The 24,239-nt window shown below is 63.1% G+C and carries 25 protein-coding genes; 11 read left to right on the forward strand and 14 right to left on the reverse strand.

The genetic code is table 11. The annotated features are described in order from the left end of the window. Window positions 1–133: 133 nt before the first annotated feature. Window positions 134–787, reverse strand: coding sequence for an orotate phosphoribosyltransferase (pyrE, locus tag KW821_RS15655; RefSeq protein ID WP_218292091.1), 654 nt, complete (start codon window positions 785–787; stop codon window positions 134–136). Between the two features lie 75 nt (window positions 788–862). Beyond that, window positions 863–1,579, reverse strand: a complete 717-nt coding sequence (gene rph, locus KW821_RS15660; RefSeq protein WP_218292092.1) for a ribonuclease PH — start codon at window positions 1,577–1,579, stop codon at window positions 863–865. Between the two features lie 147 nt (window positions 1,580–1,726). Between rph and KW821_RS15665 the strand changes: the two genes are divergently transcribed. Continuing rightward, complete coding sequence (locus KW821_RS15665; protein ID WP_042654452.1) at window positions 1,727–2,590, forward strand: YicC/YloC family endoribonuclease; 864 nt, start codon at window positions 1,727–1,729, stop codon at window positions 2,588–2,590. 80 nt (window positions 2,591–2,670) lie between these two features. Here KW821_RS15665 and KW821_RS15670 read toward each other — a convergent pair whose 3' ends face one another. The 3 genes from KW821_RS15670 to waaF form a co-directional block, all read right to left on the reverse strand. After that, window positions 2,671–3,189 (reverse strand): tetratricopeptide repeat protein, encoded by a 519-nt coding sequence (locus tag KW821_RS15670; protein ID WP_218292093.1) that lies wholly within the window; start codon window positions 3,187–3,189, stop codon window positions 2,671–2,673. A gap of 225 nt (window positions 3,190–3,414) precedes the next feature. Continuing rightward, window positions 3,415–4,680 carry a lipid IV(A) 3-deoxy-D-manno-octulosonic acid transferase gene (gene waaA, locus KW821_RS15675; RefSeq protein ID WP_218292094.1) on the reverse strand — a complete coding sequence of 422 codons (1,266 nt, stop codon included), beginning with the start codon at window positions 4,678–4,680 and terminating at the stop codon, window positions 3,415–3,417. 1 nt (window position 4,681) lies between these two features. Further along, a complete protein-coding gene (gene waaF, locus KW821_RS15680; protein WP_218292095.1) occupies window positions 4,682–5,782 on the reverse strand; it encodes a lipopolysaccharide heptosyltransferase II in 1,101 nt (366 codons plus the stop codon). Between the two features lie 217 nt (window positions 5,783–5,999). Between waaF and KW821_RS15685 the strand changes: the two genes are divergently transcribed. Then, a complete protein-coding gene (locus KW821_RS15685; protein WP_218292109.1) occupies window positions 6,000–6,788 on the forward strand; it encodes a glycosyltransferase family 2 protein in 789 nt (262 codons plus the stop codon). 61 nt (window positions 6,789–6,849) lie between these two features. Here the strand turns inward: KW821_RS15685 and KW821_RS15690 are convergent, their stop codons facing one another. Beyond that, entirely contained in the window at window positions 6,850–7,896 is a 1,047-nt protein-coding gene (locus tag KW821_RS15690) for a glycosyltransferase family 9 protein (protein WP_218292096.1), read from the reverse strand. Window positions 7,897–8,064: 168 nt separating this feature from the next. On the opposite strand from KW821_RS15690, the gene coaD reads away from it, so the two are divergent. After that, complete coding sequence (gene coaD / locus KW821_RS15695; RefSeq protein ID WP_042654456.1) at window positions 8,065–8,547, forward strand: pantetheine-phosphate adenylyltransferase; 483 nt, start codon at window positions 8,065–8,067, stop codon at window positions 8,545–8,547. A gap of 38 nt (window positions 8,548–8,585) precedes the next feature. On the opposite strand, the gene KW821_RS15700 is transcribed toward coaD, so the two are convergent. The 6 genes from KW821_RS15700 to radC form a co-directional block, all read right to left on the reverse strand. Continuing rightward, window positions 8,586–9,452 carry a VirK/YbjX family protein gene (locus KW821_RS15700; RefSeq protein ID WP_218292110.1) on the reverse strand — a complete coding sequence of 289 codons (867 nt, stop codon included), beginning with the start codon at window positions 9,450–9,452 and terminating at the stop codon, window positions 8,586–8,588. A 176-nt stretch (window positions 9,453–9,628) separates the two neighbouring features. Next, window positions 9,629–10,441, reverse strand: coding sequence for a bifunctional DNA-formamidopyrimidine glycosylase/DNA-(apurinic or apyrimidinic site) lyase (gene mutM, locus KW821_RS15705; protein WP_218292097.1), 813 nt, complete (start codon window positions 10,439–10,441; stop codon window positions 9,629–9,631). A gap of 28 nt (window positions 10,442–10,469) precedes the next feature. Next, a complete protein-coding gene (locus KW821_RS15710) occupies window positions 10,470–10,925 on the reverse strand; it encodes a hypothetical protein (protein WP_218292098.1) in 456 nt (151 codons plus the stop codon). A 93-nt stretch (window positions 10,926–11,018) separates the two neighbouring features. After that, entirely contained in the window at window positions 11,019–11,186 is a 168-nt protein-coding gene (gene rpmG, locus KW821_RS15715; protein WP_005323752.1) for a 50S ribosomal protein L33, read from the reverse strand. An 11-nt stretch (window positions 11,187–11,197) separates the two neighbouring features. Further along, the gene (gene rpmB / locus KW821_RS15720) at window positions 11,198–11,434 is read right to left on the reverse strand and encodes a 50S ribosomal protein L28 (RefSeq protein WP_005307492.1); all 237 of its coding nucleotides are present in this window, start codon (window positions 11,432–11,434) and stop codon (window positions 11,198–11,200) included. A gap of 139 nt (window positions 11,435–11,573) precedes the next feature. Further along, entirely contained in the window at window positions 11,574–12,248 is a 675-nt protein-coding gene (radC, locus tag KW821_RS15725) for a DNA repair protein RadC (protein ID WP_218292099.1), read from the reverse strand. A 147-nt stretch (window positions 12,249–12,395) separates the two neighbouring features. Between radC and coaBC the strand changes: the two genes are divergently transcribed. The 4 genes from coaBC (at window position 12,396) to KW821_RS15745 (ending at window position 15,924) form a co-directional block, all read left to right on the forward strand. Continuing rightward, window positions 12,396–13,598 carry a bifunctional phosphopantothenoylcysteine decarboxylase/phosphopantothenate--cysteine ligase CoaBC gene (coaBC, locus tag KW821_RS15730; protein ID WP_218292100.1) on the forward strand — a complete coding sequence of 401 codons (1,203 nt, stop codon included), beginning with the start codon at window positions 12,396–12,398 and terminating at the stop codon, window positions 13,596–13,598. 98 nt (window positions 13,599–13,696) lie between these two features. Further along, the gene (gene dut / locus KW821_RS15735) at window positions 13,697–14,155 is read left to right on the forward strand and encodes a dUTP diphosphatase (RefSeq protein ID WP_042654461.1); all 459 of its coding nucleotides are present in this window, start codon (window positions 13,697–13,699) and stop codon (window positions 14,153–14,155) included. Between the two features lie 70 nt (window positions 14,156–14,225). Next, window positions 14,226–14,822, forward strand: a complete 597-nt coding sequence (gene slmA / locus KW821_RS15740; RefSeq protein WP_042654462.1) for a nucleoid occlusion factor SlmA — start codon at window positions 14,226–14,228, stop codon at window positions 14,820–14,822. 265 nt (window positions 14,823–15,087) lie between these two features. Then, window positions 15,088–15,924 carry a mechanosensitive ion channel domain-containing protein gene (locus tag KW821_RS15745; RefSeq protein ID WP_218292101.1) on the forward strand — a complete coding sequence of 279 codons (837 nt, stop codon included), beginning with the start codon at window positions 15,088–15,090 and terminating at the stop codon, window positions 15,922–15,924. Between the two features lie 103 nt (window positions 15,925–16,027). On the opposite strand, the gene KW821_RS15750 is transcribed toward KW821_RS15745, so the two are convergent. Then, the gene (locus tag KW821_RS15750) at window positions 16,028–16,246 is read right to left on the reverse strand and encodes a holin (RefSeq protein ID WP_218292102.1); all 219 of its coding nucleotides are present in this window, start codon (window positions 16,244–16,246) and stop codon (window positions 16,028–16,030) included. A 408-nt stretch (window positions 16,247–16,654) separates the two neighbouring features. Between KW821_RS15750 and pgi the strand changes: the two genes are divergently transcribed. Continuing rightward, a complete protein-coding gene (gene pgi, locus KW821_RS15755; RefSeq protein WP_218292103.1) occupies window positions 16,655–18,304 on the forward strand; it encodes a glucose-6-phosphate isomerase in 1,650 nt (549 codons plus the stop codon). Window positions 18,305–18,464: 160 nt separating this feature from the next. Here pgi and ilvC read toward each other — a convergent pair whose 3' ends face one another. Next, window positions 18,465–19,946, reverse strand: coding sequence for a ketol-acid reductoisomerase (gene ilvC, locus KW821_RS15760; protein WP_218292104.1), 1,482 nt, complete (start codon window positions 19,944–19,946; stop codon window positions 18,465–18,467). Between the two features lie 230 nt (window positions 19,947–20,176). Here ilvC and ilvY point away from each other — a divergent pair, with 230 nt between their 5' ends. The 3 genes from ilvY to KW821_RS15775 all read left to right on the forward strand — a co-directional run bounded on the left by ilvY (window position 20,177) and on the right by KW821_RS15775 (window position 24,053). Then, a complete protein-coding gene (gene ilvY, locus KW821_RS15765) occupies window positions 20,177–21,067 on the forward strand; it encodes an HTH-type transcriptional activator IlvY (RefSeq protein ID WP_218292105.1) in 891 nt (296 codons plus the stop codon). Window positions 21,068–21,196: 129 nt separating this feature from the next. Then, window positions 21,197–21,388, forward strand: coding sequence for a hypothetical protein (locus KW821_RS15770; protein WP_218292106.1), 192 nt, complete (start codon window positions 21,197–21,199; stop codon window positions 21,386–21,388). Window positions 21,389–21,479: 91 nt separating this feature from the next. Further along, entirely contained in the window at window positions 21,480–24,053 is a 2,574-nt protein-coding gene (locus tag KW821_RS15775; protein WP_218292107.1) for a bifunctional acetate--CoA ligase family protein/GNAT family N-acetyltransferase, read from the forward strand. Window positions 24,054–24,239: the final 186 nt, after the last annotated feature.

Genomic DNA, 24,239 nt, shown 5'->3' on the forward strand with positions numbered 1-24,239 from the left:
CAATCCTCCTCGGATAGACCAGCAAACCTTAACCTTTACAGTAAGGGTAAGCTCAAGCGATCGCACTCATGCTTTTTGCTCGCATAAAAAACGGCGCCAAAAGGCGCCGCATTTAACACTCAGGAGACGGCGATCAGATGCCGTACTGGGCGCGATAAGCCTGCATGGCTGCCAGTTGTACCGCCAGCGCCGGCTGCTCTGCCTGTTTCTCTTCCAGATAGGCGATGAGATCCCCCATCTGGATGATGGCGATGATGTGGGCGCCGTAGTCACGCTCCACCTCCTGAATGGCGGAGAGCTCACCCTTGCCCTTCTCCTGACGATCCAGCGCGATCAGTACGCCAGCCAGGGAGGCACCGTTGGCCTGGATCAGATCCATGGACTCGCGGATGGCTGTGCCGGCGGTGATGACGTCATCCACCAGCATGATGCGCCCCTTGAGCGGGCTGCCCACCAGATTGCCACCCTCGCCGTGATCCTTGGCCTCCTTGCGGTTGAAGCACCAGGGCACATCCACATCGTGTTGCTCCACCAGCTGCACGGCGGTGGCGGAGGCGATGGGGATCCCCTTGTAGGCCGGGCCAAACAGCACATCGAATTCGATGCCGGCATCCATCAGGGCGGCGGCATAGAAGCGGCCGAGGCGGGCCAGATCGCGGCCGCTGTTGAACAAACCGGCGTTGAAGAAGTAGGGGCTTTTACGACCGGATTTCAGGGTGAACTCACCGAATTTGAGGACCTGTTTCTCCAGGGCGAACTCGATAAATTGACGCTGGTAGGCTTTCATTCTGGCTCCTTGCTTGGCTTGTCGTTTACTTGTGTGGGGGTATAAAAAAACGCGGCCAATGCCGCGTTTTTAAAATCAGGAGAGTGACTGCTTCTGCAGCGCAATGATCTCTTCAATGCCGCCCTTGGCGAGCCCCAGCATGGCCAGCAGCTCCTCATGGGTGAAGGGCTCGGCCTCCGCGGTGCCCTGCACCTCTATGATGCGACCATCTTCGGTCATCACCACGTTCATGTCGGTCTCGGCGGCGGAGTCCTCGATGTACTCCAGATCGCAGATGGCTTCCCCTTTGAAGATGCCAACGGAGACAGCCGCGATCATGTGCTTGAGCGGGCTCTGCTTGAGCATGCCTTTCTCAACCATCCAGTTCAGCGCATCCACCAGCGCCACGCAGGCACCTGTGATGGCGGCGGTGCGGGTGCCACCGTCGGCCTGCAGCACGTCACAGTCCACCGTGATGGAGTGCTCGCCCAGGGCGGTCAGGTCCACGGCGGCGCGCAGGGAGCGGGCGATCAGCCGGGAGATCTCCAGGGTGCGACCACTCTGCTTGCCGGCGGCGGCTTCACGGTTCATGCGCGAATGGGTGGAGCGCGGCAGCATGCCGTACTCGGCGGTGACCCAGCCCTGACCCTTGCCCTTCAGGAAACGCGGCACGCTGGTGTCGACGCTGGCGGTGCACAGCACGCGGGTGTGGCCGAACTCCACCAGCACAGATCCTTCCGCATGCTTGGTGAAGTTGCGGGTGATGGTAACCGGGCGCACTTGCGCGGCACTGCGATCGCTGGGACGGGACATGGGACTGACCTCTGGGCTGGCTCAAATTGGCGGGGGATTATAAGTGATCCCGCCCCAAATATCAGCCGCTAAAACCACGCTGTCGGCTGACGGAGCAAGCCTGGCTGAGTATACTGGCCGCACACTTCATCAAGCCCGGAACAATCAATGATTCACAGCATGACCGCCTACGCCCGCAAAGAATTCAAGGGCGACTGGGGCACAGCCGTTTGGGAAATTCGTTCGGTCAACCAGCGCTATCTGGAAACCTACATCCGCCTGCCGGAGCAGCTGCGCAGCCTGGAGCCGGTCCTGCGTGAGCGTTTCCGTGCCAAGCTGCAGCGCGGCAAGGTGGAGTGCAACCTGCGGTTCGAGGCGGCCCAGGCTGCCGCCAGCCAGCTGCACATCAATGAAGAGCTGGCCAAGCTGATCATCGACAGCGCCAACTGGGTGATGAAAGAGGCCGGCCAGGGCCAGCTCAACCCGGTCGACGTGCTGCGCTGGCCCGGCGTCATGGCTGCCGCCGAGCAGGACATGGACGCGGTCGCCACCGAGCTGCTCGGCGGCTTTGACCAGACCATGGAAGACTTCCTCGCCTCCCGCGCCAGCGAAGGGACCAACCTCAAGGCGCTGATCGAACAGCGTCTGGACGGCATCCAGGTGGAAGTGAAGAAGGTACGGGTACACCTGCCGCAGATCATCGAGTGGCAGCGCCAGAAGCTCACCGACCGCCTGACCGAGGCCAAGGTGGAGCTGGATCCGGCCCGCATCGAGCAGGAAATCGTACTGCTGGCCCAGAAGATCGACGTGGCCGAGGAGCTGGATCGTCTGGAGATGCACATCAGCGAGACCATCAAGATCATGAAGAAGGGCGGCGCCTGTGGCCGTCGTCTCGACTTCATGATGCAGGAGTTCAACCGCGAGTCGAACACGCTGGGCTCCAAGTCCATCAACGCCGAGGTGACCCAGTCCGCGGTCGAGCTGAAGGTATTGATCGAGCAGATGCGCGAGCAGATCCAGAACATCGAGTGATCGCTTCGGTTGCCGAACTGATTGAAAAAGCCCTTGTTAACAAGGGCTTTTTTGTGGGTGTCGTGGCTCGCGATGCTGGGCTAACCGCCAAGCAGGAAGGAGGAAGTCGGCTTCTTCGGCTGGGGCGCCGCCCTCAGCGCGGCGGACAGATCGTCCGCTTCCTCGCATCGCCCGCACAGGCCCTGCAAGATCCGCAGCTGCTCCTTCGCCTTCTGGGGTTCACCATTTTGCAGATAGGCCTCCCCCAGATACTCGTGGGCGCCGCGGTGCTCCGGATCTAGCCTCAGCGCCTTGTCGTAATAGGGAAAGGCCTGTGCCAACCGGCCAGACTTGCGGGCCACGTAGCCTGACCAGTTCCAGACGTCGGCGGAGTTGGCCGCGTCCTGGCGCAGATCCCGCAGCAGCGCCTCGGCCTGCTGCCATTGCTGCGCCCCGACCAGTTGCTCGACCCGCTGCAGTTGCCGCTGGGTCGACGACGAGCCTGATCCACCGCCCCCGCTGCTCCCACCACCACTGCTGCCGCCGCCCCCCGCCGCCAGCGCCAGGCCGCTGCTGCTGAAGCACAGGATGCCCACCAACAATATGCTCAGGACTTTCATGACTCGCCTCCACAGGTTCGATATCAGGATCCCAACTACTAGGTTAGACCCCTCTTGGGTCCGAATAAGCGAGGCTGGGCCGCCACGGTGCAACTGACCAGCCCCGGGAGCAGAGGCAAGGAAATGGCAGGCGGGCTACCGGTAGACGGAGCACGCAGTGAGGGGGCACGAGAGAAGCGCAGCCGCGGGTGGGGACAAGGGCCGACGGCTTGCCGGCCCCAGGGGTCAGTCGTTTTCCAGGCTGGCGAGGCAGTGGGACAGGGTGCGCGCCAGCGCCCCCTGATTGCGCAGCACCACGGCACGGGCCTGCTCACCCATCTGGCGGCGGGCACCGCCATCGCTGAGCAGCTCGCTCACCTTGTCGCCGAGGGCGGTGGCGTCCGCCACCAGGGCGGCACCGCCCTGAGCCACCAGCTGGCGGGTGATGTCGCTGAAATTGAAGTAGGCAGGACCGGTCAGGCAGGGCTTGCCGAGCGCCGCCGGCTCCAGCAGGTTGTGGCCGCCGACGGGCACCAGGCTGCCACCGACGAAGGCCAGATCGGCCGCCGCCAGCATCAGCGGCAGCTCGCCCATGGTGTCCCCCAGGTAGACCTGATCGGTGGCCCTGATCGGTGCCGCGCTGGTGCGCCGCACGCAGCCATAGGGGACGCACAGCTCGGCCACCCGATCGAAACGCTCGGGATGGCGCGGCACCAGGATCAGCAGCGCCTCGGGATGAGTGCGCAGCACCCGCTCGAAGGCGGTCAGCACCTGCTCGTCCTCGCCCTGATGGGTGCTGGCGGCGATCCACACAGGTCGCGCCTCCCCCAAGGTCTGGCGCAGGCTGTGGCCCTTGGCCAGCAGCTCGTCACCCAGCTGGATATCGAACTTGATGGAGCCGGTCACCGCCAGCCGCTCGCGCCCCAGCCCAAGCCGATGGAAACGATCCGCGTCGTCCTGATGCTGGCAGAGCAGGTGGGTCAGCGGCCGGCTGAGGGCATCGAACGCCCCCTGGAAACGGGCATAACGCTGGCAGGATCGCTCGGAGAGGCGGGCATTGAGGATGGTCACCGGCAGGTGGTGTGCCTCGCAGGCGGCCAGCCAGTTCGGCCACAGCTCGGTCTCCATCACCCAGAGGGCGCGGGGCTGGAAGCGCTTGAGGAAGGCCGCGATCGCCCAGGGGTAGTCGAGGGGCGCGTAGCGATGCACCACCAGCTCGCCGAGCCTGGCAGCCTGTTCGGCACCGGTGCGGGTGGTGGTGGTGAGCAGAATGGGCAGATCCGGCCGCTCGGCCTTGAGGGCACGGATGAAGGGGGTGATGGCGAGGGTCTCGCCCACGCTGACCGCGTGGATCCAGAGTGGTGCCTCCTGCCCGCTGGCGGGAGAACGACCCAGATGCTCGGCCCAGCGTGCCCCGAAGCCCGGCTTGCCCTTCTTCGGCCGGTAGAGCGCCAGCAGCGCCAGCGGCAAGCCTAAATGGATCAGCAGGTTGTAGAGCAGCCGGTACCCCATGCTACTGGCCCTGTCCCGAGCCGGCGGTACCGTCGTTGACCGGTTGCAGCGCGATGACCAGCTCAGCCGACTCGCCCCGCTCCAAGCGTTTACCCGCCGCCATCACCTGCTCCGGCATCAGCTCGATCAGGCACTTGAGGTGACCAAACTTGCAGGTGCGCTTGAAGCAGGGGCGGCATTCGATGTCGGTGTGCACTATCTCGACCCTGTCCGCCAGGGGCGGCGTGTAGAGCGGCGAGGTGGAGCCATAGACGCCGATCAGCGGCCGGTTGAGGGCGGCGGCGACGTGCATCAGGCCGGAGTCATTGGCGATGACCCGACCGGCCAGCGCCATCAGATCGATCGCCTCGTGCAGGCTGGTCTTGCCCGCCAGCACGTGGCAGTTGGAGCGCGACAGCGGATTGATCCGATCGCGGATGGTGTTGGCCACCTCCACATCCTTGCCGGAGCCGAAGATCCACACCTGCCAGCCTTCGTCGAGATGCTTCTGCGCCACCACGGCGTAGTGCCCCTCAGGCCAGCGCTTGGCCGGCCCGAACTCGGCCCCCGGACAGAGCACCAGCACAGGGCGGGCGCGATCCAGCCCGAGCCGCTCCAGCGCCTTGTCCTGGTTGATGAGGTCCACGTGGAGGGAGGGATGGGGAATGGTCGGGATATCGGTCCGGCTCTTCATCTGCGCCTTGGGATAGGCCAGCGCCAGATAGGCCTCCACCATCAACGGAAAGGCCTTCTTGTTGCTGCGCAGATCGTTGAGCAGGCCGAAGCGGTGCTCCCCCTTCCAGCCGGTGCGCACCGGAATGTTGGCGAACCAGGGGATCAGCGCCGACTTCATGGAGTTGGGCTGGATGATGGCCTGATCGTACTGCTCGGCAGCCAGCTGCTTGCCGAGCCGGCGGCGGGCCCCCAGCTTGAAGTCGCCGTGGCCGAGCGGCATGGGAATCGCCTTGTCCACCTCGGGCATCCGCTCCAGCAGGGCCACACACCAGGCCGGGGCCATCACATGCAGCTCGCTGTCGGGGTGATTGGCCTTGATCGCCTTGTAGAGGCTCTGGGACATCACCATGTCGCCGACCCAGGAGGGGCCGATCACCAATATCTTCATCTCACGCGTCTCTTGGGCCAAGCCCTGCGGTTAATCGTTGCTGGGCGAGATTATGCCCCAAGAATGGTCGAAGATCCCCGATAACCCGCTCAGCACATGCCAAAAGGAGATGCCCGAACCTGGTCGCGGACCCATGCCCCGGCCGGTGTTTTAGGCTAGAATGGGCGCCAATCTGAGCATGACCCGCCCGCCGGGCGCCAACGAGAGCCCTGAACCCGTGAAAAAACCGACCCTGGCGGCCGTCCTGATCGTCAAGAATGAAGCCGACAACCTGCGCGCCTGCCTCGCCTCCCTCGAAGATCTGGTGGACGAGATCGTCATCCTGGACTCCGGCAGCCAGGACGAGACCCCCGCCATCGCCGCCGAATTCGGCGCTCGCTTCTTCGTCAACGCCCAGTGGCCGGGCTTCGGCCGCCAGCGCCGCCTCGCCCAGTCCCACGTCCAGTCGGAATGGGTGCTGTGGCTGGACGCGGACGAGCGGCTCACTCCCGAACTGAGAGCGGCCATCGCCACCGTCATGGCCAACCCGGCCCAGGACACCATCTACTCCCTGCCACGCCTCTCCTGGGTGTTCGGCCGCTTCATCCGCCACAGCGGCTGGTATCCGGATCGGGTGCTGCGCCTCTATCCCAAGGCGCTGACCAGCTACAACGAGGTGCTGGTGCACGAGAAGGTGGAGGTGCGTGCCAACATGAAGATAGTCAACCTGCACGGCGACCTGCTCCACTTCACCTATCGGGATCTTGAGCACTATCTGGTGAAGTCAGCCGGTTACGCCAGGGCCTGGGCCGATCAGCGCACCGTCCGCGGCAAGAAGGGCTCCCTCGGCCAGGGGCTGGTGCATGCGCTGGGCTGCTTCCTGAAGATGTACCTGCTCAAGGCCGGCTTCCTCGATGGCAAGCAGGGCCTGCTGCTGGCCATCCTCTCCGCCCACTCCACCTTCGTGAAGTACGCGGATCTCTGGATCCGGCAGCAGCCCCAGGCGCCGGACCAAGCGGGCAAGTAACGCCGGCCTCGATCGGAAAGCTGTCATGACGAAACAGGGCCCACGAGGGCCCTGTTGCTGTCTATCCGTTTTTCTCCTGCCAGAACGGCGAGGCCCAGCGGGCGATCGCCGCCGCCATGGTCTTGGGATCGAGCTGGCTCATGTCATCCGGGTGATCGCTGTCTTCCGGCGGGCTGAACGCCAGGTGGCGCCCCTCGCTGTTGAGCGGCCGCCAGCGCAGCGGGGTGGCGGAGCGGTGGGCCGGGAAGAAGCCGATGGTCGGCACGTCCAGCGCCGCGGCTATGTGCAGCGGCCCCGTGCTGCCCGCCACGAACAGGGCGGCGTTGGCCATCACCTGGCAGAACTTGGGCAGCCCCTCGTCGGAGCGGTAGATCCAGCCGTTGCCGCCGTGGGCCAGCAGTTCGGCCGCCAGCTGCTCGGCCTTGCCCTCCTCCCCCGGCCCCGCAGTCAACACGCACTGCAACTCGGGGCAGGCCTGGTTGAGCTTGATGATGAGCCGCGAGTACTGTTCGATAGAGAGGTTGTTGGCCGAGCCACCGCTTCCGGCATGGACCATCAGCCAGGGCCGGCTGGCGTCCAGCCTCAGCCGGCTGGCGACCTGCTCGCGCACCTGCTGCAGGCTCTGCTCATCGAAGCTGAGGTAGGGGGCCTGCGGCTCCACCACGCTCTGCTGCTGATCGGCGAGGAAGCGGCGCACCAGGTCCAGGTTGTATTCGTACTCCGGCTTCTGGGAGCGGGAGCGGCGCTGGATCAGGCGCTGGTTGTAGAGCACCTGGGCCAGCTTGGTGGCGGGGGCCAGCCGGTAAGGGATGTGCGCCTTCCACACCAGCATGGCGTTGCGGGAGTTGGAAAAGAGGCAGATGGACGCATCGAAGGCAGCGGCCTTGATGCGGGCCTGCAAGGCCCGTTGCTGTTCCTTGTCGGCCCGGGCACCCGGGTCCAGGATGATCTCGTCGATCCAGGGGCAGAGGCGGGCCAGCGGCGCCGTGTAGGCAGGCACCAGGGCAGTCACATGACAATCCATGGAGCGCTTGAGCATGGCAAAGCTCGGCCAGGCCAGCATGAAGTCGCCAATCTTGTCATTGCGTACTACCAGAATGCGTTTCATAAGAAATCCCCATGCTTCCTGTCACCAATGCAGGAAGGCTTGATGCGCGGTGCCGGTATTCTTGCCTGATGCACTGCTATTCTCAAGCGATGACTCAGTCGCGGTCGCGACAAAACCTCAACAGCCCCTATAATGCGACCAAATTTCCCGGTTGCAGGACTCAACAGCATGACCAACAAGGTAATTTATCCCGGCACCTTCGACCCCATCACCAATGGCCATACCGACCTGATTGGCCGGGCCGCCAGGCTGTTTGACGAGGTGGTGGTCGGGGTGGCCAACAGCCCGAGCAAGCGACCGCTGTTCGACCTGGCAGAACGTGTCCAACTTGCTCGCCAGGTGACCGCCCATCTGCCCAACGTCAAGGTGGTCGGTTTCTCCGGCCTGTTGGTGGATTTTGCCAGGGAGCAGCAGGCCAACGTGCTGATCCGGGGCCTGCGCGCTGTCTCCGACTTCGAGTACGAGTTCCAGCTGGCCAACATGAACCGTCGCCTGATGCCGGAGCTGGAGAGCGTCTTCCTCACCCCGGCGGAGGAGAACTCCTTCATCTCCTCCACCCTGGTGAAGGAGGTCGCCCTGCACGGTGGCGACATTCACCAGTTCGTCGATCCCCTCGTCGCCAAGGCGATTGCCGCCAAGCGAGGCAAGTGACGACCAGTGGTCCGTCATAGCCAGCCAGGGCCCTGGCGTCAGCTCAGGGCCTGACGGCAGGCCAGCTGCAACTCGTCGAGCCAGGCGTAGCGTCGCCGGTACATTGCGCGCTTCTTGGCCGCGATCTCCTCCAACGGTTTGCGCACCACCGGCTGCAACCGCACGAAGTTGGCGTCCTGCGAGAGGGCGCCGAACTCCTGCCACAGTTCGTCATAATCCGCCTGCAGACAGGCTCTCTTCTTCTTGCTGTAGCGCTTGGCCTGGAAGATGTGCGCCTTCATCCGCACCGCCGAGACACGCGCGGCCCCCATCGCCTCGGCCAGCGCCAGCACCATCATCACCACCAGCGACTTGGGCCTCAGGCCATGGCCGGCCTTGGTCAGCGCCCGCACCTGCTGTTGCGGCTGCGAGACGCCGGGTTCTGGCCCCTGCACCGAACCTATCACCAGCGCCAGCGCGGTGCTGCTGCCGGCCAGCGAGAAGGCGCAGCTGTAGAGCCGCTCGCCCCGCGCGTTGACGATGGAGAGGGCCAGCTCGGCCTCGCGGCGGAAGGTGCCATCATGGCGCAGCACGATGCGATGCTCACCGTCGGGGTAACGGCCGAGCTCGATCCCCTCCCCCAGATAGAGCGGGTCGATCAGCGCCGGGTAGCGAGCCAGCAGCAGCCGATAGTGCGCCTCCACCATCTCGACCCGCTGCTGCACGGTCGAGCAGGCGAAGCGATAGGGTCGCATCGGCTTGTCGAGCAACTCGGGATGCTGGGCGGGGAGGGCCCGCAGGGGTTCTGCCTGGAACAGTTCGAACACCCGGCTCAGCTGTGGCCGGTAGAGCAGGCTGCGCAGCACGAACTTGCCGCGGTTGAAGGTCTTGCGGGCGCTGTCATCGGGGTAGAGGAAGCGGGCCATTTTGTGGGCGCAATAGTGCCCCTGCCGGGATAAATGATCCCAGTCTATTGATTTTGCTGTCATTTTATTATCTCTTCTGCGTGTACAGCGAGATACTAGTCAGCGACAGCCGGGGCTTCAACAGACTGGAAATACGTCGTTACAACTTCACCGCGTCTACCCCCAAATGGTCCGGATCAGCGCTGGCAATGGGAGCAGAACACAGTGGTGCGCTGCCCCAGCCGCACTTCGCTGAGCAGGGTATGACACTGGTAGCAGGGCTGGCCGCCGCGGCCATAGACCTGCAACTGCTGCACGAAATAGCCGGGCTTGCCATCGGCGCTGGTGAAATCCTTGAGGGTGGTGCCCCCCTGCTGGATGGCGGCGGCCAGCACCCGCTTGATCTCGGCCACCAGGGTCGCCAGCCGCTCGGCGCTGATGTTGCCCGCGGCCCGTTTGGGGTGAATGCCGGCGGCATAGAGCGCCTCGTTGGCGTAGATGTTGCCCACCCCGACCACCACGTGATTGTCCATCAGGAAGGTCTTGATGCTGGTGCTGCGCCCCTTGGCGCGCCCCTGCAGGTACTCGGCACTGAAGGCCTCGGTGAGCGGCTCAGGGCCGAGTTTGGCCAGCAGCGCATGGGCCTCGGCCGGCTCGCGGGTCCACAGCAGGGCCCCGAAGCGGCGCGGATCGTTGAGCCGCAGCAGCTTGCCGTTGGCGAGCTCGATATCCACGTGATCGTGCTTCTCGGCCGGGGTGCCGATGTCCAGCACCCGCAGGCTGCCGGACATGCCGAGATGCAGGATGGCGGTGCCGAAGTCGGTCTCCAGCAGCAGGTACTTGGCGCGGCGGCTGACCCGGTTGATGCACAGATCCACCAGCTCCTGGATCTCGCCGGGCACCGGCCAGCGCAAGCGCCCGTCCCGCACCACCACGCGCGTCACCTTGATGCCGGTGAGCCAGGGGGAGATACCCTGGCGGCTGACTTCGACTTCCGGTAATTCAGGCATAAATGGCTCTCACGCTAATGAGTGTGGATCAGGGGGTTGGCCGCAGCAGGCTGCGGTATTGCGCCTGGCTCAGGCTGAGCCAGGTTGAGGGGGGCAGCAGGGCGGCAAACTTGCCGCTGTCCTGATAGAGCCCCAGCTCGATCGGATCGCTCTGGCCGGCGATCCACACCTTGAGGGTGACCGGGGTGCCGCGCACGGCGCCGCCGGGTGGCAGCAACCAGCCTTGCCACGCCTCGATATGGGCGGCCAGCTGGGCGCTGCTCAGCCCCAGATCCGGCCCGCTGCGCCAGCCCTGGCCGATGCGCTCTATCTGCCAGCTCGGGCCTTGCCAGGTCAGCACCACGGCGGCGTCCGGCAACAGGGGCCGCGGCCGTTGGGCGCTGTTCTCCTGCTGGGCCTGCTCCAGCCGGTGCAGCAGGGTGATCACGATCAGCACCACCACGATGATCACGTTATTCCAGCCTTTACGGCTCAATTTGAACATGACAAGCCTCCGTTCCAACCGGCAGTGTACTGAATTACGGCCATAAAAAAACCCGGCACGAAGCCGGGCTTTTGGGAATGCAGCATCAAGTAATTACTTGATTTTGCCTTCCTTGTAGATCACATGCTGACGAATCACGGGATCAAACTTTTTGATCTCCATTTTTTCGGGCATGGTGCGCTTGTTCTTGGTAGTGGTATAGAAGTGACCAGTACCGGCGCTGGAGTTCAGACGAATCTTATCGCGAATACCTTTAGCCATGATCTAATTCCTTATACCTTAACGCCGCTGGCACGCAGTTCAGCCAGAACCACTTCAACGCCGCGCTTGTCGATGATACGCATGCCTTTTGCGGATACGCGCAGGCTCACGAAGCGTTTTTCACTCTCAACCCAAAAACGGTGAGTGTGCAGGTTCGGCAGGAAACGACGCTTGGTCGCGTTGTTAGCGTGCGAACGGTTGTTACCAACTGCCGGGCGCTTGCCGGTTACTTGGCATACTCTAGACATGTCAGTCTCTCCAAATCTTACTTCATTATTGCTCGAGCAAATATCTGCCCCGCTGGCCTTCGATTGCGGGGCAAACAGAAGGCGGCATTTTATACAGCATCCGTGATCAAAGATCAACTAATACAGTGCCAGAGCCCAGTTACAACCAACCACGCTCTGCGAAAGAAACCGTGATGCCATCACCGATCACCAAGTGATCCAGCACTCTGATATCGATCAGGGCCAAGGCGGCCAAGATCCGATCCGTGAGTTGGCGGTCGGCCCGACTGGGCTCGGCTACGCCGGACGGGTGATTATGCGCCAGAATCACGGCGGCTGCATTATGTTTGAGCGCGATCTGCACGATTTCTCTGGGCCAGACGCTCGCCGAATCGAGGGTACCGTAGAAAAGTTCAACGAATTGAATGACTCTATGCTGGTTATCGAGCAGCAACAGGGCGAACACCTCCCGCGGTCTATCCCGCAGCTGGGCCTGCAGATAATCCCGGGTCAGCTGGGGCGAGGTGAGCGCATCTCCCCGTTGCAACTGCTCGGCCAGATGGCGCTTGCCCATCTCCAGCACCGCCTGCAACTGGGCGTACTTGGCCGGCCCCAGTCCGTGGGCGTTGCAGAAGCTCTGCTGCTCGGCGCCGAGCAGTGCCCGCAGCGAGCCAAACTGCTGCAACAGCTGGCGGGAGAGGTCTACCGCGCTCAGTCCGTTGACCCCGGTGCGCAGGAAGATGGCCAGCAATTCGGCATCGGACAACACCCCGGCCCCCCGCCGCAACAGCTTCTCTCTCGGGCGTTCCTCCTCCGGCCACTCCTTGATGCTCATTTGTCTCTCCCTCATCCCTATTGAGAGAAACCATAGCAAAAAATCACGGGAGCCCGACCACAACTCCCCCATGTCAGCCTCTGTCGTCGCCCGTCGCCTGTGGTATCTTAGCCGACCAGTCAGAGTGAGCCGGAAGAGATGCAGCAGATGAGATTGGCCGATAAACGCATCCTGTTGGGTGTCAGTGGCGGGATCGCCGCCTACAAGAGTGCCGAACTGGTACGCCGCCTGAAAGATCAGGGGGCCGAGGTTCGCGTGGTGATGACCCGCTCCGCCAAGGAGTTCATCACCCCGCTGACCCTGCAGGCGGTCTCCGGCCACCCGGTCGCCGACAGCCTGCTGGATCCCGCCGCCGAGGCGGGCATGGGCCACATCGAGCTGGCCAAGTGGGCCGATCTGGTGCTGATCGCCCCCGCCAGCGCCAACCTGATGGCGCGCATGGCCGCCGGCATGGCGGACGAGCTGCTGACCACCCTCTGCCTCGCGACGCCGGCACCGGTGGCGCTGGCCCCGGCCATGAACCAGCAGATGTATCGCAACGCCGCCACTCAGGCCAACCTCGATACCCTGGCCAGCCGTGGCATCCTGCTGTGGGGGCCGGACTCCGGCAGCCAGGCCTGTGGTGATGTCGGCCCAGGCCGGATGCTGGATCCCCTCGAGCTGGTCGAACGCTGCTGCCAGCAGCTGGCCGCCGAGCCGCTGCTGGCGGGCGTCAGGCTGCTGCTCACCGCCGGGCCGACCCGCGAGGCACTGGATCCGGTGCGCTACATCAGCAACCACAGCTCCGGCAAGATGGGCTATGCCATCGCCCGCGCCGCCCGTGAGGCGGGCGCCGAGGTGACGCTGGTGAGCGGCCCGGTCACCCTGGCCGCCCCTCAGGGGGTAGCGCGGGTCGAGGTGGAGAGCGCCGAGCAGATGCATCAGGCGGTGATGATCCGGGTGGCCGAGTGCGACCTCTTCATCGGCTGCGCCGCCGTGGCGGACTATCGCCCGGAACGGGTCGCCAACCAGAAGATCAAGAAGACCGGTGACAACGACCAGATGCTGCTGACCCTGGTCAAGAACCCCGACATCATCGCCGCCGTGGGGGCGCTGCCGAACAAGCCCTTCACCGTCGGATTTGCCGCCGAAACCGTGGATGTGGAACAATACGCCCTCGATAAACTGCAGCGAAAACGGCTGGATATGATCGCCGCCAACGACGTGTCCCGCGCAGGCCAAGGCTTCAATGCCGATGACAATGCCCTGACCGTCTTCTGGCAAGGGGGTCAAGCCACCCTGCCCCTGGCCGATAAGTTGACGCTGGCTCGTCATCTTGTTGCCCTGATTGCACGCCACTATCGACCCTGAGCCCCGGCCCATTCCAACTGACGAAAGATTCATGACGGCGCAGATTGCATTGAAAATTCTGGGCGTCCACACAAGCACTCATTGAAAACGAACGATTCATGAACACACAAATTGAACTGAAAATCCTGGATGCCCGCATCGGCACCGAATTCCCGCTGCCTGCCTACGCCACACCGGGTTCTGCCGGCATGGATCTGCGCGCCCTGCTGGATGCGCCGCTGACCCTGGCGCCGGGGGACACCAGCCTGGTGCCGACCGGGCTCGCCATCCACATCCAGGATCCGGGCCTGTGCGCCACCATACTGCCCCGCTCCGGCCTCGGCCATAAGCACGGCATAGTGCTCGGCAACCTGGTCGGCCTCATCGATTCCGACTACCAGGGCCAGCTGATGGTCTCGGTCTGGAATCGCGGCAACGACAGCTTCACCATGCAGCCCGGCGAGCGCATCGCCCAGCTGGTGATCCTGCCGGTGGTGCAGGCCAGCTTCCAGCTGGTCGACGAATTCAATCAGAGTGAACGGGGTGAAGGCGGGTTTGGTTCTTCTGGTCGCCAATAACAGACCACACCTGTCCTCGTGACCGGTGCCTAATAACGGAATCAAGCCATTGTTTTTTTTAGGGGAATCCATGGCAAGCAGTAACCAGAAACAGAGTCGGCGCGATCAGATCCTGCAGGCACTCGCCCATATGCTGGAAAGCAGCCCGGGCCAGCGCATCACCACGGCCCGCCTGGCGGCCGAGGTGGGCGTGTCCGAGGCCGCCCTCTATCGACATTTTCCCAGCAAGGCGCGGATGTTCGAGGGGCTGATCGACTTTATCGAGGATTCCCTGCTGTCACGGGTCAACCTGATCATGGCCGAGGAGAAGGACACCATGGCCCGCTGCCACCACATCTTGCAGCTGCTGCTGGTGTTCGCCGAGCGCAATCCCGGCATCACCCGCATCCTCAACGGCGATGCCCTGCTGGGCGAGCACGATCGGCTGCGAGATCGCATCAGCACCCTGTTCGACAAGCTGGAGACCCAGCTCAAACAGGCGCTGCGCGAGAAGCGGCTGCGGGAAGGCCAGGGTTTCCAGCTCGACGAGACCATGCTGGCCAACCTGCTGCTGGCCTATGCCGAGGGGCGGATCAGCCAGTTTGTCCGCTCCGAGTTCAAACTCAAACCCACCGCCGGGTTTGAAGATCAGTGGCAATTCATGCGCAGCCAGCTACTGCAAAGTTGAGCCAGAGGGGCGGATCGACCAATGCGTCCGCTCCGCGAGTTCAAACTCAAACCCACCGCCGGGTTCGAGGACCAGTGGCAGTTCATGCGCAGCCAGCTGCTGCAAAGCTGAGCCAGCCGGGATTGAACAAAGAGGGAGGCCTTGGCCTCCCTTGTTTTTTGTGGCAGCTTTCTATGGCACAAAATAAGCACCAGATGCGACCCAGGTTGTCGCGTCCCGGTGTTAGATTCATGCGCCATAAACCTTTATACCAACAGGATATCCTATGGAACCCGAGATCATCACAGAAGCACAGACCTGGTTGACCAATAACCAGGGGCTGATCATCGAGTATGCGGTCAACATAGCCGCCGCTCTGCTCACCCTGCTGATCGGTTATATCGCCGCCAACATCCTCAGCGGTGGCGTGGTCAAGGTGATGCATACCCGCAAGCTGGATACTACCGTGACCCACTTCGTCGGCAGCATCCTCAAGTACACCATCCTGGTGTTCGTGGTGATCGCCGCCCTCGGCCGGGTCGGGGTACAGACCGCCTCCTTCGTCGCCATCATAGGTGCCGCCGGCCTGGCCATCGGTCTGGCGCTGCAAGGCTCCCTCTCCAACTTTGCCGCCGGTTTCCTGCTGATCATCTTCCGCCCCATCAAGGCGGGCGAGTTCATCGAAGTGGCCGGCACCGCGGGTGTGGTGCAGTCGGTGCAACTGTTCACCACCACCCTCACCTCCGGCGACAACAAGATGGTGGTGGTGCCGAACTCCGCCATCCTCAACGGCACCATAGTCAACTACTCCCGCATGGATACCCGTCGGGTCGACATGACCTTCGGCATCGGCTACGGCTCTGACCTGCGCAAGGCCAAGCAGATCCTGGAGCAACTGGTCAACGAGGAGCCGCGCATCCTGAAGGATCCGGAAGCCGTCATCGCCGTCGCCGCCCTGGCCGACTCCGCGGTCAACATAGTGGTGCGCCCCTGGGTCAAGACCGCCGACTACTGGGGTGTCTGGTTCGACTTCCACGAGAAGGTGAAGCTGGCCTTCGATGCCGAAGGCGTCGAGATCCCCTTCCCGCAGATGGTCATGCACATGCAAAAATCCCAGGCCTGAATCCAGACCTGATGACGACAATGCCAGCCTCCGGGCTGGCATTGTCGTTTCCGGGTCCCGGGCGTGGCCATAAAAAATCCGGCCACCGGGGCCGGAGATAAGGCTATCGCCCGCGACCTCGGGCCCACAAGCCCTCACACCAGCCGGCGGGCACCCGGTTGAGCAGCGGCTGCACCAGCACATAGCCTCCCAACACGGCAGCCATCACGGCCAGCACCCGCATCTCCAGGGTCGGGGCGGCGCTGGTCAGCACCAGGGTCAGCAGGCCGATGAGGCCGGTGGCGATCAGGCTAAGGGCAAACAGGGATAAAGCGCGTTTCATGTCGATCTCCTCGTTCCAACAACATTGGCCATCCCTGGGAGACTCGTCCATCTGGCTCAGATGATAACCAGCCGTTGGCGGGGTAAAGTTGCGTTTGCTCATAAAATAGACGGGAAGATGCCTCTCCATGCCTGCTTTGAAGCGGAGGCAAGGCCGATCTGCCCACACCCTGCACTGAAAGCCCTTTCAGCCGGACGAGGCCGGGGAAGCATGCGCAAGCGCAAGATCTGATGGCCCCTGCTGACTCATAATCGCAGCGTTTTGGATGTAAACTCCTTCGATGACAGACAATTGGTAAAGCTCTGTTACACGGGCCACACGCAGGGCTCGGTATAATGTTCGAATAATAAGGTTTGGCGGGAGCCTTGCCTGCAAGGTTCAAACACAACTTGGAATCTCAGGAATCCTATGAAAAACATCAATCCAACCCAGACCAAGGCCTGGCAGGCCCTGGAAACCCACTTCGCGGCTCACAAAGAGACCCGGCTCAAGGATCTGTTCGCACAGGATCCCCAGCGTTTCGACAAGTTCTCCCTCACCTTCGGCGGTGACATCCTGGTCGACTACTCCAAGAACCTGATCACCGAAGAGACCCTCAAGCTGCTGGTGGATCTGGCCAAAGAGACCGACCTGCGCAGCGCCATCGACGCCATGTTCAACGGCGACAAGATCAACATGACCGAGGGGCGCTCCGTGCTGCACGTGGCCCTGCGCAACCGCTCCGATCGCCCGATCGAGTGCGATGGCAAGGACGTGATGCCGGAAGTGAACGCCGTGCTGGCCAAGATGAAGGGCTTCTGCGAGAAGGTAATCGGAGGCGAGTGGAAGGGTTATACCGGCAAGGCGATCCAGCATGTGGTCAACATCGGTATCGGTGGCTCTGACCTCGGCCCCGTGATGATTACCGAGGCACTGCGCCCGTACAAAAACCACCTGCAGATGCATTTCGTCTCCAACGTCGATGGCACCCACATCGCCGAGACCCTGAAGAAGATCGATCCGGAAACCACCCTGTTCCTGGTGGCCTCCAAGACCTTCACCACCCAGGAGACCATGACCAACGCCCTGACCGCCCGCGACTGGTTCATCAAGATCGCCGGTGACAAGGCCCACGTCGCCAAACACTTCGCCGCGCTCTCCACCAACGGCAAGGCCGTGGCCGAGTTCGGCATCGACACCGCGAACATGTTCGAGTTCTGGGACTGGGTCGGCGGCCGTTACTCCTCCTGGTCAGCCATCGGCATGCCCATCGCCCTGTCGGTCGGTTTCGAGAATTTCGAGGCCCTGCTGCAAGGCGCCTTCGAGATGGACATGCACTTCGCCACCGCCTCCTATGAGCAAAACGTACCTGTGTTGCTGGCGCTGATCGGCCTCTGGTACAACAACTTTTATGGCGCAGAGTCCGAGGCCATACTGCCGTACGATCAGTACATGCACCGCTTCCCTGCCTACTTCCAGCAGGGCAACATGGAGTCCAACGGCAAGCAGGTGGATCGCAACGGCAAGCCGGTGGACTACCAGACCGGCCCCATCATCTGGGGTGAGCCGGGCACCAACGGCCAGCACGCCTTCTATCAGCTGATCCACCAGGGCACCAAGCTGATCCCCTGTGACTTCCTGGCCCCGGCCATCAGCCACAACCCCATCGGCGACCACCATCCGAAACTGCTGGCGAACTTCTTCGCCCAGACTGAGGCGCTGGCCTTCGGCAAGAGCAAGGAACAGGTCGAGGCCGAGTTCCTGGCCGCCGGCAAGACGCTGGAGCAGGTCAAGGATCTGGTACCGTTCAAGGTGTTCGAAGGCAACCGCCCGACCAACAGCATACTGTTCAAGAGCCTGACCCCGAAGACGCTGGGTGCCCTGATCGCCATGTACGAGCACAAGATCTTCGTGCAGGGCGCCATCCTGAACATCTTCAGCTTCGATCAGTGGGGCGTGGAGCTGGGCAAACAGCTGGCCAACAAGATCCTGCCTGAGCTCAACACCGAGGCGGCGGTCAGCAGCCACGACTGCTCCACCAACGGCCTGATCAACACCTGGAAAGCCTGGAAAGCCTGATTTCCGGTGCTTGCCTGAATAAAAAAGCCCCGCTCGATGAGCGGGGCTTTTTTGTGGCCGATAACCGGCTTGTTTGCATACTCCGGGAACCTGGCCAGGTGTCTAAGCCAGCCAGCAAGCGGGGATCGTCACCCCCGCCCTTGCCGCGCAGACCTGAGGCTTAGCCACCGACCGCGATACGTTTCATGTCCTTCATGTAGCCACGCAGGGTCTGGCCGATCTGCTCGATGGGGTGGCTACGGGTCGCCTCGTTGGCGGCCAGCAAGGCTTGGTTGTCGATCCCCTTGCTCTCGGCGCGGGAGCTGCCCAGATCGCCGGCCTGCAGGGTCGGCATGAAGCGCTCGCGCAGCAAGGGCACGGCGGCGTTGGCGAACAGGTAGTTGCCGTATTCGGCGGTATCCGAGATCACCACGTTCATCTCATACAGACGCTTGCGAGCAACGGTGTTGGCGATGAGCGGCAGCTCGTGCAGGGATTCGTAGTAGGCGGACTCTTCATAGATGCCGGAGGCCACCATGGTCTCGAACGCCAGCTCCACCCCTGCCTTGACCATGGCCACCATGACCACGCCGTTGTCGAAGTACTCCTGCTCGGCGATCTTGCCCGCATAAGCCGGGGCATTCTCGAAGGCGGACTTGCCGGTCTCTTCGCGCCAGCCGAACAGCTTGGCGTCGTCCTCGGCCCAGTCGGCCATCATGCCGCGGGAGAACTCACCGGCGATGATGTCATCCATGTGCTTCTCGAACAGCGGACGCATCAGGGTGCGCAGCTGCTCGGACAGCTCGAAGGCACGCAGTTTGGCCGGGTTGGAGAGGCGGTCCATCATCAGGCTGATACCACCCTGCTTCAGGGCCTCGGTGATGGTCTCCCAGCCGAACTGGATCAGCTTGCCGGCGTAGGCCGGATCCGTCCCCTCGGCGACCAGCTTGTCATAGCACAGCAGGGAGCCGGCCTGCAGCATGCCGCACAAGATGGTCTGCTCGCCCATCAGGTCGGATTTCACTTCCGCCACGAAGGAGGATTCCAGCACCCCGGCGCGATCGCCGCCGGTGGCGGAGGCCCAGGCCTTGGCGATGGCCATGCCCTCACCCTGGGGATCGTTCTCCGGGTGCACCGCGAGCAGGGTCGGCACGCCGAAGCCACGCTTGTACTCTTCACGCACCTCGGTACCCGGGCACTTGGGAGCGACCATGACCACTGTGATGTCGGCGCGGATCTGTTGACCCTCTTCCACCACGTTGAAGCCGTGGGAGTAACCCAGGGCCGCGCCCTGCTTCATCAGCGGCATCACGGTTTTCACCACGTCGGCGTGCTGCTTGTCCGGAGTCAGGTTCAGCACCAGATCCGCGCTCGGGATCAGCTCTTCATAGGTGCCGACCACGAAGCCGTTGTCGGTCGCCTTCTGCCAGGAGGCACGTTTCTCGGTGATGGCGGCCTTGCGCAGGGCGTAGGAGATGTCCAGCCCGGAGTCGCGCATGTTCAGGCCCTGGTTCAGACCCTGGGCGCCACAACCCACAATCACCACCTTCTTGCCCTTGAGCGCCGCACAACCGTCAGCGAACTCTTCGCGCTGCATGAAACGACACTTGCCCAGCTGGGCCAACTGCTGACGCAGGTTCAGGGTGTTGAAATAATTAGCCATGGTGATTGCTCCGTTCGATTGATTCCATGCCGGATGGCGGCGTTGTCTGAACCACTATAGCGCGGGACACTTATTGCCTGAACTGATATATTCGGAACAGTACGTTGCAGAAATTGAAAGATGATTCTGCGCAATCTCAGGCGACTTATCCCCCAGTTCGGCAAGAGCGCCGGGGGAGTTGTTGCCTGAGCTGAACAATTCGGCACCCGATGCCGTTGCAGGAATGAAAGATGGATCTTCGCAATCTCGAGCTGTTTCTCCACCTCGCCGACTCACTCCACTTCGGCAAGAGCGCCGATGCCATGGCGGTCAGCCCCTCCACCCTGAGCCGTGCCATCCAGCGACTGGAGCAGGAGACCGGCTGCGTGCTGTTCGATCGAGACAACCGCTCGGTGCGATTAACCCCCGCTGGCGAGAAGCTACGGGAGTTCGGCGGCGGCCTGTTGCAGGAGTGGCGTCAGCTCAAGCAGGAGCTCAAACGCAGCGACGAACCGCTGCAAGGGCGGCTGCGGGTGTTCTGCTCGGTCACCGCCAGCTACTTTCTGCTGCCCGAGGTGCTGGAGCGCTTTCGTCGCCGCTATCCCCAGCTGGAGATCAAGCTGGAGACCGGCGACCCGGCGCTGGCGGTGGACAAGATCCTGGCCGACGAGGCCGATCTCGCCATCGCTGCGCGGCCGGATGCGCTCTCCGCCAAGCTGGAGTTTGCCAGCCTGCAGCAGGTACCGTTGGTGTTCATCGCCCCACGCAACCCGCCTCAACCCAACCAGTGGTTTTTGCAGGGAGAACCCGACTGGGAGCGGCTGCCGCTGATCCTCTCCGAGCAGGGGCTGGCCCGCAAACGCTGTGACCAGTGGTTTCGCAACAAGGGCATAGCCCCCAACATCTATGCCGAGGTCGCCGGCAATGAGGGCATAGTCGCCATGGTGGCGCTCGGCTTCGGGGTGGGTCTGGTGCCTGCCGCCGTGATCGATCACAGCCCCATGGGGGACAAGGTGCGCATCGTCGAACCCAAGCCAGCCCTCAAACCGTTCGATGTGGGCATCGCCGTGCTCAAGAAGCGGCTGGAAGAGCCGCTGATCCGCGCCTTCTGGGACACTGCCCGCGGCCACACCCTGCGCTGAGGGAGGACTCAGGCCCGGCAAGCGCAGACGGGATGGTGCTCCTATCAGGTGTCAGATGTGTCAGTAGGAAAGTGCCCGCTAAGAGCGGAGACTTGCCCGACAAGCACATCAGCCACAGAGGAGCACGCCGTGAGCCAGCATCTTGTCGAGATCAAGGGGTCCATCCTGTTTGAAGAGTATCTGCAGAGCCTTGGCGTCCGCCGTTGCCCGCTCGATCGGGAGCAGGAGATCTATCTGCAGGATCGGCACCTGGCCACCATCAGGCGCATTCAGGGGGAACTGCGGTTCTACCTGAGAGCCAACGCTCTGGTCCGGTCATGATCCGCAATCGGTCACAGAACATACCCTGAAAGCGTATTAGACTGGCACCATCCGTCACCCTCGCCTCCGGGGGTCGCCATGAGGAGTGCCCATGAAACCAAGCGGCCTGGATCGGCTCTTCAAACCCCAATCGATTGCCGTCATCGGCGCCTCGACCGACCCGCAGAAGGCGGGTCATGTGGTGATCAGGCACCTGCTCGCGGGCCAGTTCAAGGGCCCCATACTGCCGGTCAGCCCCCACAGCCAGGCCATCGCCGGCGTGCTCGCCTATCCCGATATCGCCAGCCTGCCGCTGTCCCCCGACCTTGCCATCGTCTGCACCCGGCGCGAGCGGGTACTGCCACTCATCGAGGAGCTCGGCAAGAAGGGCACCGGCGCCGCCATCATACTGGCCGCCCAGTTCTCCGCCGAGGATCGCCATCAGTTGCAGAGGCTGTGCCGCCAATACGGCATCCGCCTGCTTGGCCCCAACAGCATGGGCATGCTCTTGCCGGGACAGGGCATCAACGCCAGCTTCTCTCCCATCGCCGCCACCCCAGGGCAGGTGGCCTTCCTCTCCCAGTCGGCGGCGGTCAGCACCACCATCCTCGACTGGGCCAAGCAGCGGGAGATCGGCTTCTCGGCCTTCGTCTCCCTCGGGGATCATTGCGACATCGACTTCGGCCAGCTGCTGGATCAGCTCTCCCGCGACGGCTCGACCCGCGCCATCCTGATCTACATGGACAAGCTGCACGACGCCCGCCATTTCCTCTCGGCCGCCCGCGCCGCCTCGCGCAACAAGCCAATCCTGGTGCTCAAGAGCGGTCGCCACGATCCGGCCAACGGGCTCGACAACGTCTACGACGCAGCCATCCGCCGGGCCGGCATGCTGCGGGTACGGGATACCCATGAGCTGTTTGCCACCGTCGAGACCCTCAGCCACTCCTTGACCCTCAAGGGGGAGCGGCTCGCCATCCTCTCCAACGGCCGTGGGCTGGCCAACATGGCCGCCGATGTGCTGCTGGAGCGCGGTGGCAAGCTGGCCATGCCGCCGCAAGACATCGGCAGCGATGCGGATGTCGATGCCTACCGACAGGCGCTGGATACCTTGCTGCAAGGGGACGGCGCCGACGCCATCCTGCTGATCCATGCCCCCTCCCTCACCGCGCGGGGCCCCGCCTTGGCCGGCAACCTGATCGACTTTATCAAGCAGCATCCCAGAGCCAGGCGTTTCAACATCCTGACCAACTGGGCCGGGGAATACTCGGCGCAAGCCGGCCGCCGCCTGTTCAATGAGGCGGGCATTCCCACCTATCGCACCCCGGAGAGTGCCGTCACCGCCTTCATGCACATGGTGGAATATCGCCGCAACCAGAAGCAGCTGATGGAAACCCCCGCCTCCCTGCAAGCTGGCCAACTCGATGTCGAACGCTGCCAGCAACTGATCCGGCAGGCGCTGGATCGCAAGCAACGGGTGCTCGATACCCACCTGGTTCACCCCATCATGCAGGCCGCCGGGCTCTCCACCCTGCCAACCTGGATCGTCTCGGACGCCATCGAGGCGGCGCTGACCGCAGAGCAGATCGGTTATCCGGTGGCCGTGAAGCTGCGCTCACCGGATATCGCCCATAAATCCGAGGTACACGGTGTCATGCTGAACCTGCGCACCTCGGCCGAGGTGGCCCAGGCGGCGGATGCCATCCTGGACCGGGTCCGTCAGCACGATCCGGGGGCCCGCATCGAAGGGTTGCTGGTGCAGCGCATGGCAAAACGCAGCGGTGGAATCGAGCTGCGCATCCGCCTGCAGCAGGATCCCGTCTTCGGCCCCGTCATCCTGCTCGGTGAATCCGGCGCCGCGCCACACGAGATGGTCGCCGCCCTGCCGCCGCTCAACCAGGCGCTGGCCCGCTACCAGATCATCGGCGCCCTCAAGCAGGGCAAGATCCGCGAGCAAGCCAGTCCGGCACGGCTCGATATCGATGCCCTCGGCCGGGTACTGTGTCAGCTGTCGGAGCTGCTGCTGGCCTTCCCCGAGATCCAGGAACTGGACCTGCATCCACTGCAGGCCTGCGCCGACGAGATGGTGATCCTGGATGCCAGGCTCGTCTTGCTGGCGGAGGGCCAGCAGGCACCCCCCTTGGCCATTCGCCCCTATCCCACCGAGCTGGAAGAGGGGGCCTGGCTCAAGGATCAGAGCCATGTCCTGCTGCGCCCAATCCGGCCGGAGGACGAGCCTGCCCACAAGCAGTTCGTGCTCAAGGTCTCCGATGAAGACAGGTACAAGCGTTTCTTCGCCGATGTAGGGGAACTGGGCCATGAAGAGCTGGCCCGCATGACCCAGATCGACTACGACCGGGAGATGGCCTTCGTCGCCGTAGGGCAGGATGGCGCCTTCAACCAGCAGATCCTGGGGGTGGTGCGCGCCATCTCCAACCCAGACCTGTCCGATGCGGAATTTGCCATCCTGATCCGTTCAGATCTGAAGGGGCTAGGGCTGGGCAAGCTGATGATGGAGAAGATAGTGCGCTACGCCAGAGAGCGTGGCATCGGCCAGCTCTCCGGCATGACCATGCCCAGCAATCGCGGCATGATCAATCTGGCCAAGCGGCTGGGTTTTCAGATCGACATCCAGCTGGAAGATGGGGTGGTCAATATGGCACTGCCTTGTGCAGATAAAGGCAGATAAAGGCAGATAAAGGCAGGAAGCAGTATATGGATTGGCCGCGCATCAGACGCAAACGGCCAATTTCAGGCAATAAAAAAGCCCGCTCGATTGAGCGGGCTTCTTCAATTGGGTGCCTGGCAGTGTCCTACTCTCGCATGGCGAATGCCACACTACCATCGGCGCTACCGCGTTTCACTTCTGAGTTCG

Origin of the sequence: Aeromonas sp. sif2416, assembly GCF_019218665.1 — a bacterium.
GTDB classification, from domain to species: Bacteria; Pseudomonadota; Gammaproteobacteria; order Enterobacterales; family Aeromonadaceae; genus Aeromonas; species Aeromonas encheleia.

Excerpts from the sequence above, each read along its gene's own strand:
- pyrE (WP_218292091.1), bottom strand. The coding sequence starts at position 787 with ATGAAAGCCTACCAGCGTCAATTTATCGAGTTCGCCCTGGAGAAACAG.
- rph (WP_218292092.1), bottom strand. The coding sequence starts at position 1,579 with ATGTCCCGTCCCAGCGATCGCAGTGCCGCGCAAGTGCGCCCGGTTACC.
- KW821_RS15665 (WP_042654452.1), top strand. The coding sequence starts at position 1,727 with ATGATTCACAGCATGACCGCCTACGCCCGCAAAGAATTCAAGGGCGAC.
- KW821_RS15670 (WP_218292093.1), bottom strand. The coding sequence starts at position 3,189 with ATGAAAGTCCTGAGCATATTGTTGGTGGGCATCCTGTGCTTCAGCAGC.
- waaA (WP_218292094.1), bottom strand. The coding sequence starts at position 4,680 with ATGGGGTACCGGCTGCTCTACAACCTGCTGATCCATTTAGGCTTGCCG.
- waaF (WP_218292095.1), bottom strand. The coding sequence starts at position 5,782 with ATGAAGATATTGGTGATCGGCCCCTCCTGGGTCGGCGACATGGTGATG.
- KW821_RS15690 (WP_218292096.1), bottom strand. The coding sequence starts at position 7,896 with ATGAAACGCATTCTGGTAGTACGCAATGACAAGATTGGCGACTTCATG.
- coaD (WP_042654456.1), top strand. The coding sequence starts at position 8,065 with ATGACCAACAAGGTAATTTATCCCGGCACCTTCGACCCCATCACCAAT.
- KW821_RS15700 (WP_218292110.1), bottom strand. The coding sequence starts at position 9,452 with ATGGCCCGCTTCCTCTACCCCGATGACAGCGCCCGCAAGACCTTCAAC.
- mutM (WP_218292097.1), bottom strand. The coding sequence starts at position 10,441 with ATGCCTGAATTACCGGAAGTCGAAGTCAGCCGCCAGGGTATCTCCCCC.
- KW821_RS15710 (WP_218292098.1), bottom strand. The coding sequence starts at position 10,925 with ATGTTCAAATTGAGCCGTAAAGGCTGGAATAACGTGATCATCGTGGTG.
- rpmG (WP_005323752.1), bottom strand. The coding sequence starts at position 11,186 with ATGGCTAAAGGTATTCGCGATAAGATTCGTCTGAACTCCAGCGCCGGT.
- rpmB (WP_005307492.1), bottom strand. The coding sequence starts at position 11,434 with ATGTCTAGAGTATGCCAAGTAACCGGCAAGCGCCCGGCAGTTGGTAAC.
- radC (WP_218292099.1), bottom strand. The coding sequence starts at position 12,248 with ATGAGCATCAAGGAGTGGCCGGAGGAGGAACGCCCGAGAGAGAAGCTG.
- coaBC (WP_218292100.1), top strand. The coding sequence starts at position 12,396 with ATGAGATTGGCCGATAAACGCATCCTGTTGGGTGTCAGTGGCGGGATC.
- dut (WP_042654461.1), top strand. The coding sequence starts at position 13,697 with ATGAACACACAAATTGAACTGAAAATCCTGGATGCCCGCATCGGCACC.
- slmA (WP_042654462.1), top strand. The coding sequence starts at position 14,226 with ATGGCAAGCAGTAACCAGAAACAGAGTCGGCGCGATCAGATCCTGCAG.
- KW821_RS15745 (WP_218292101.1), top strand. The coding sequence starts at position 15,088 with ATGGAACCCGAGATCATCACAGAAGCACAGACCTGGTTGACCAATAAC.
- KW821_RS15750 (WP_218292102.1), bottom strand. The coding sequence starts at position 16,246 with ATGAAACGCGCTTTATCCCTGTTTGCCCTTAGCCTGATCGCCACCGGC.
- pgi (WP_218292103.1), top strand. The coding sequence starts at position 16,655 with ATGAAAAACATCAATCCAACCCAGACCAAGGCCTGGCAGGCCCTGGAA.
- ilvC (WP_218292104.1), bottom strand. The coding sequence starts at position 19,946 with ATGGCTAATTATTTCAACACCCTGAACCTGCGTCAGCAGTTGGCCCAG.
- ilvY (WP_218292105.1), top strand. The coding sequence starts at position 20,177 with ATGGATCTTCGCAATCTCGAGCTGTTTCTCCACCTCGCCGACTCACTC.
- KW821_RS15775 (WP_218292107.1), top strand. The coding sequence starts at position 21,480 with ATGAAACCAAGCGGCCTGGATCGGCTCTTCAAACCCCAATCGATTGCC.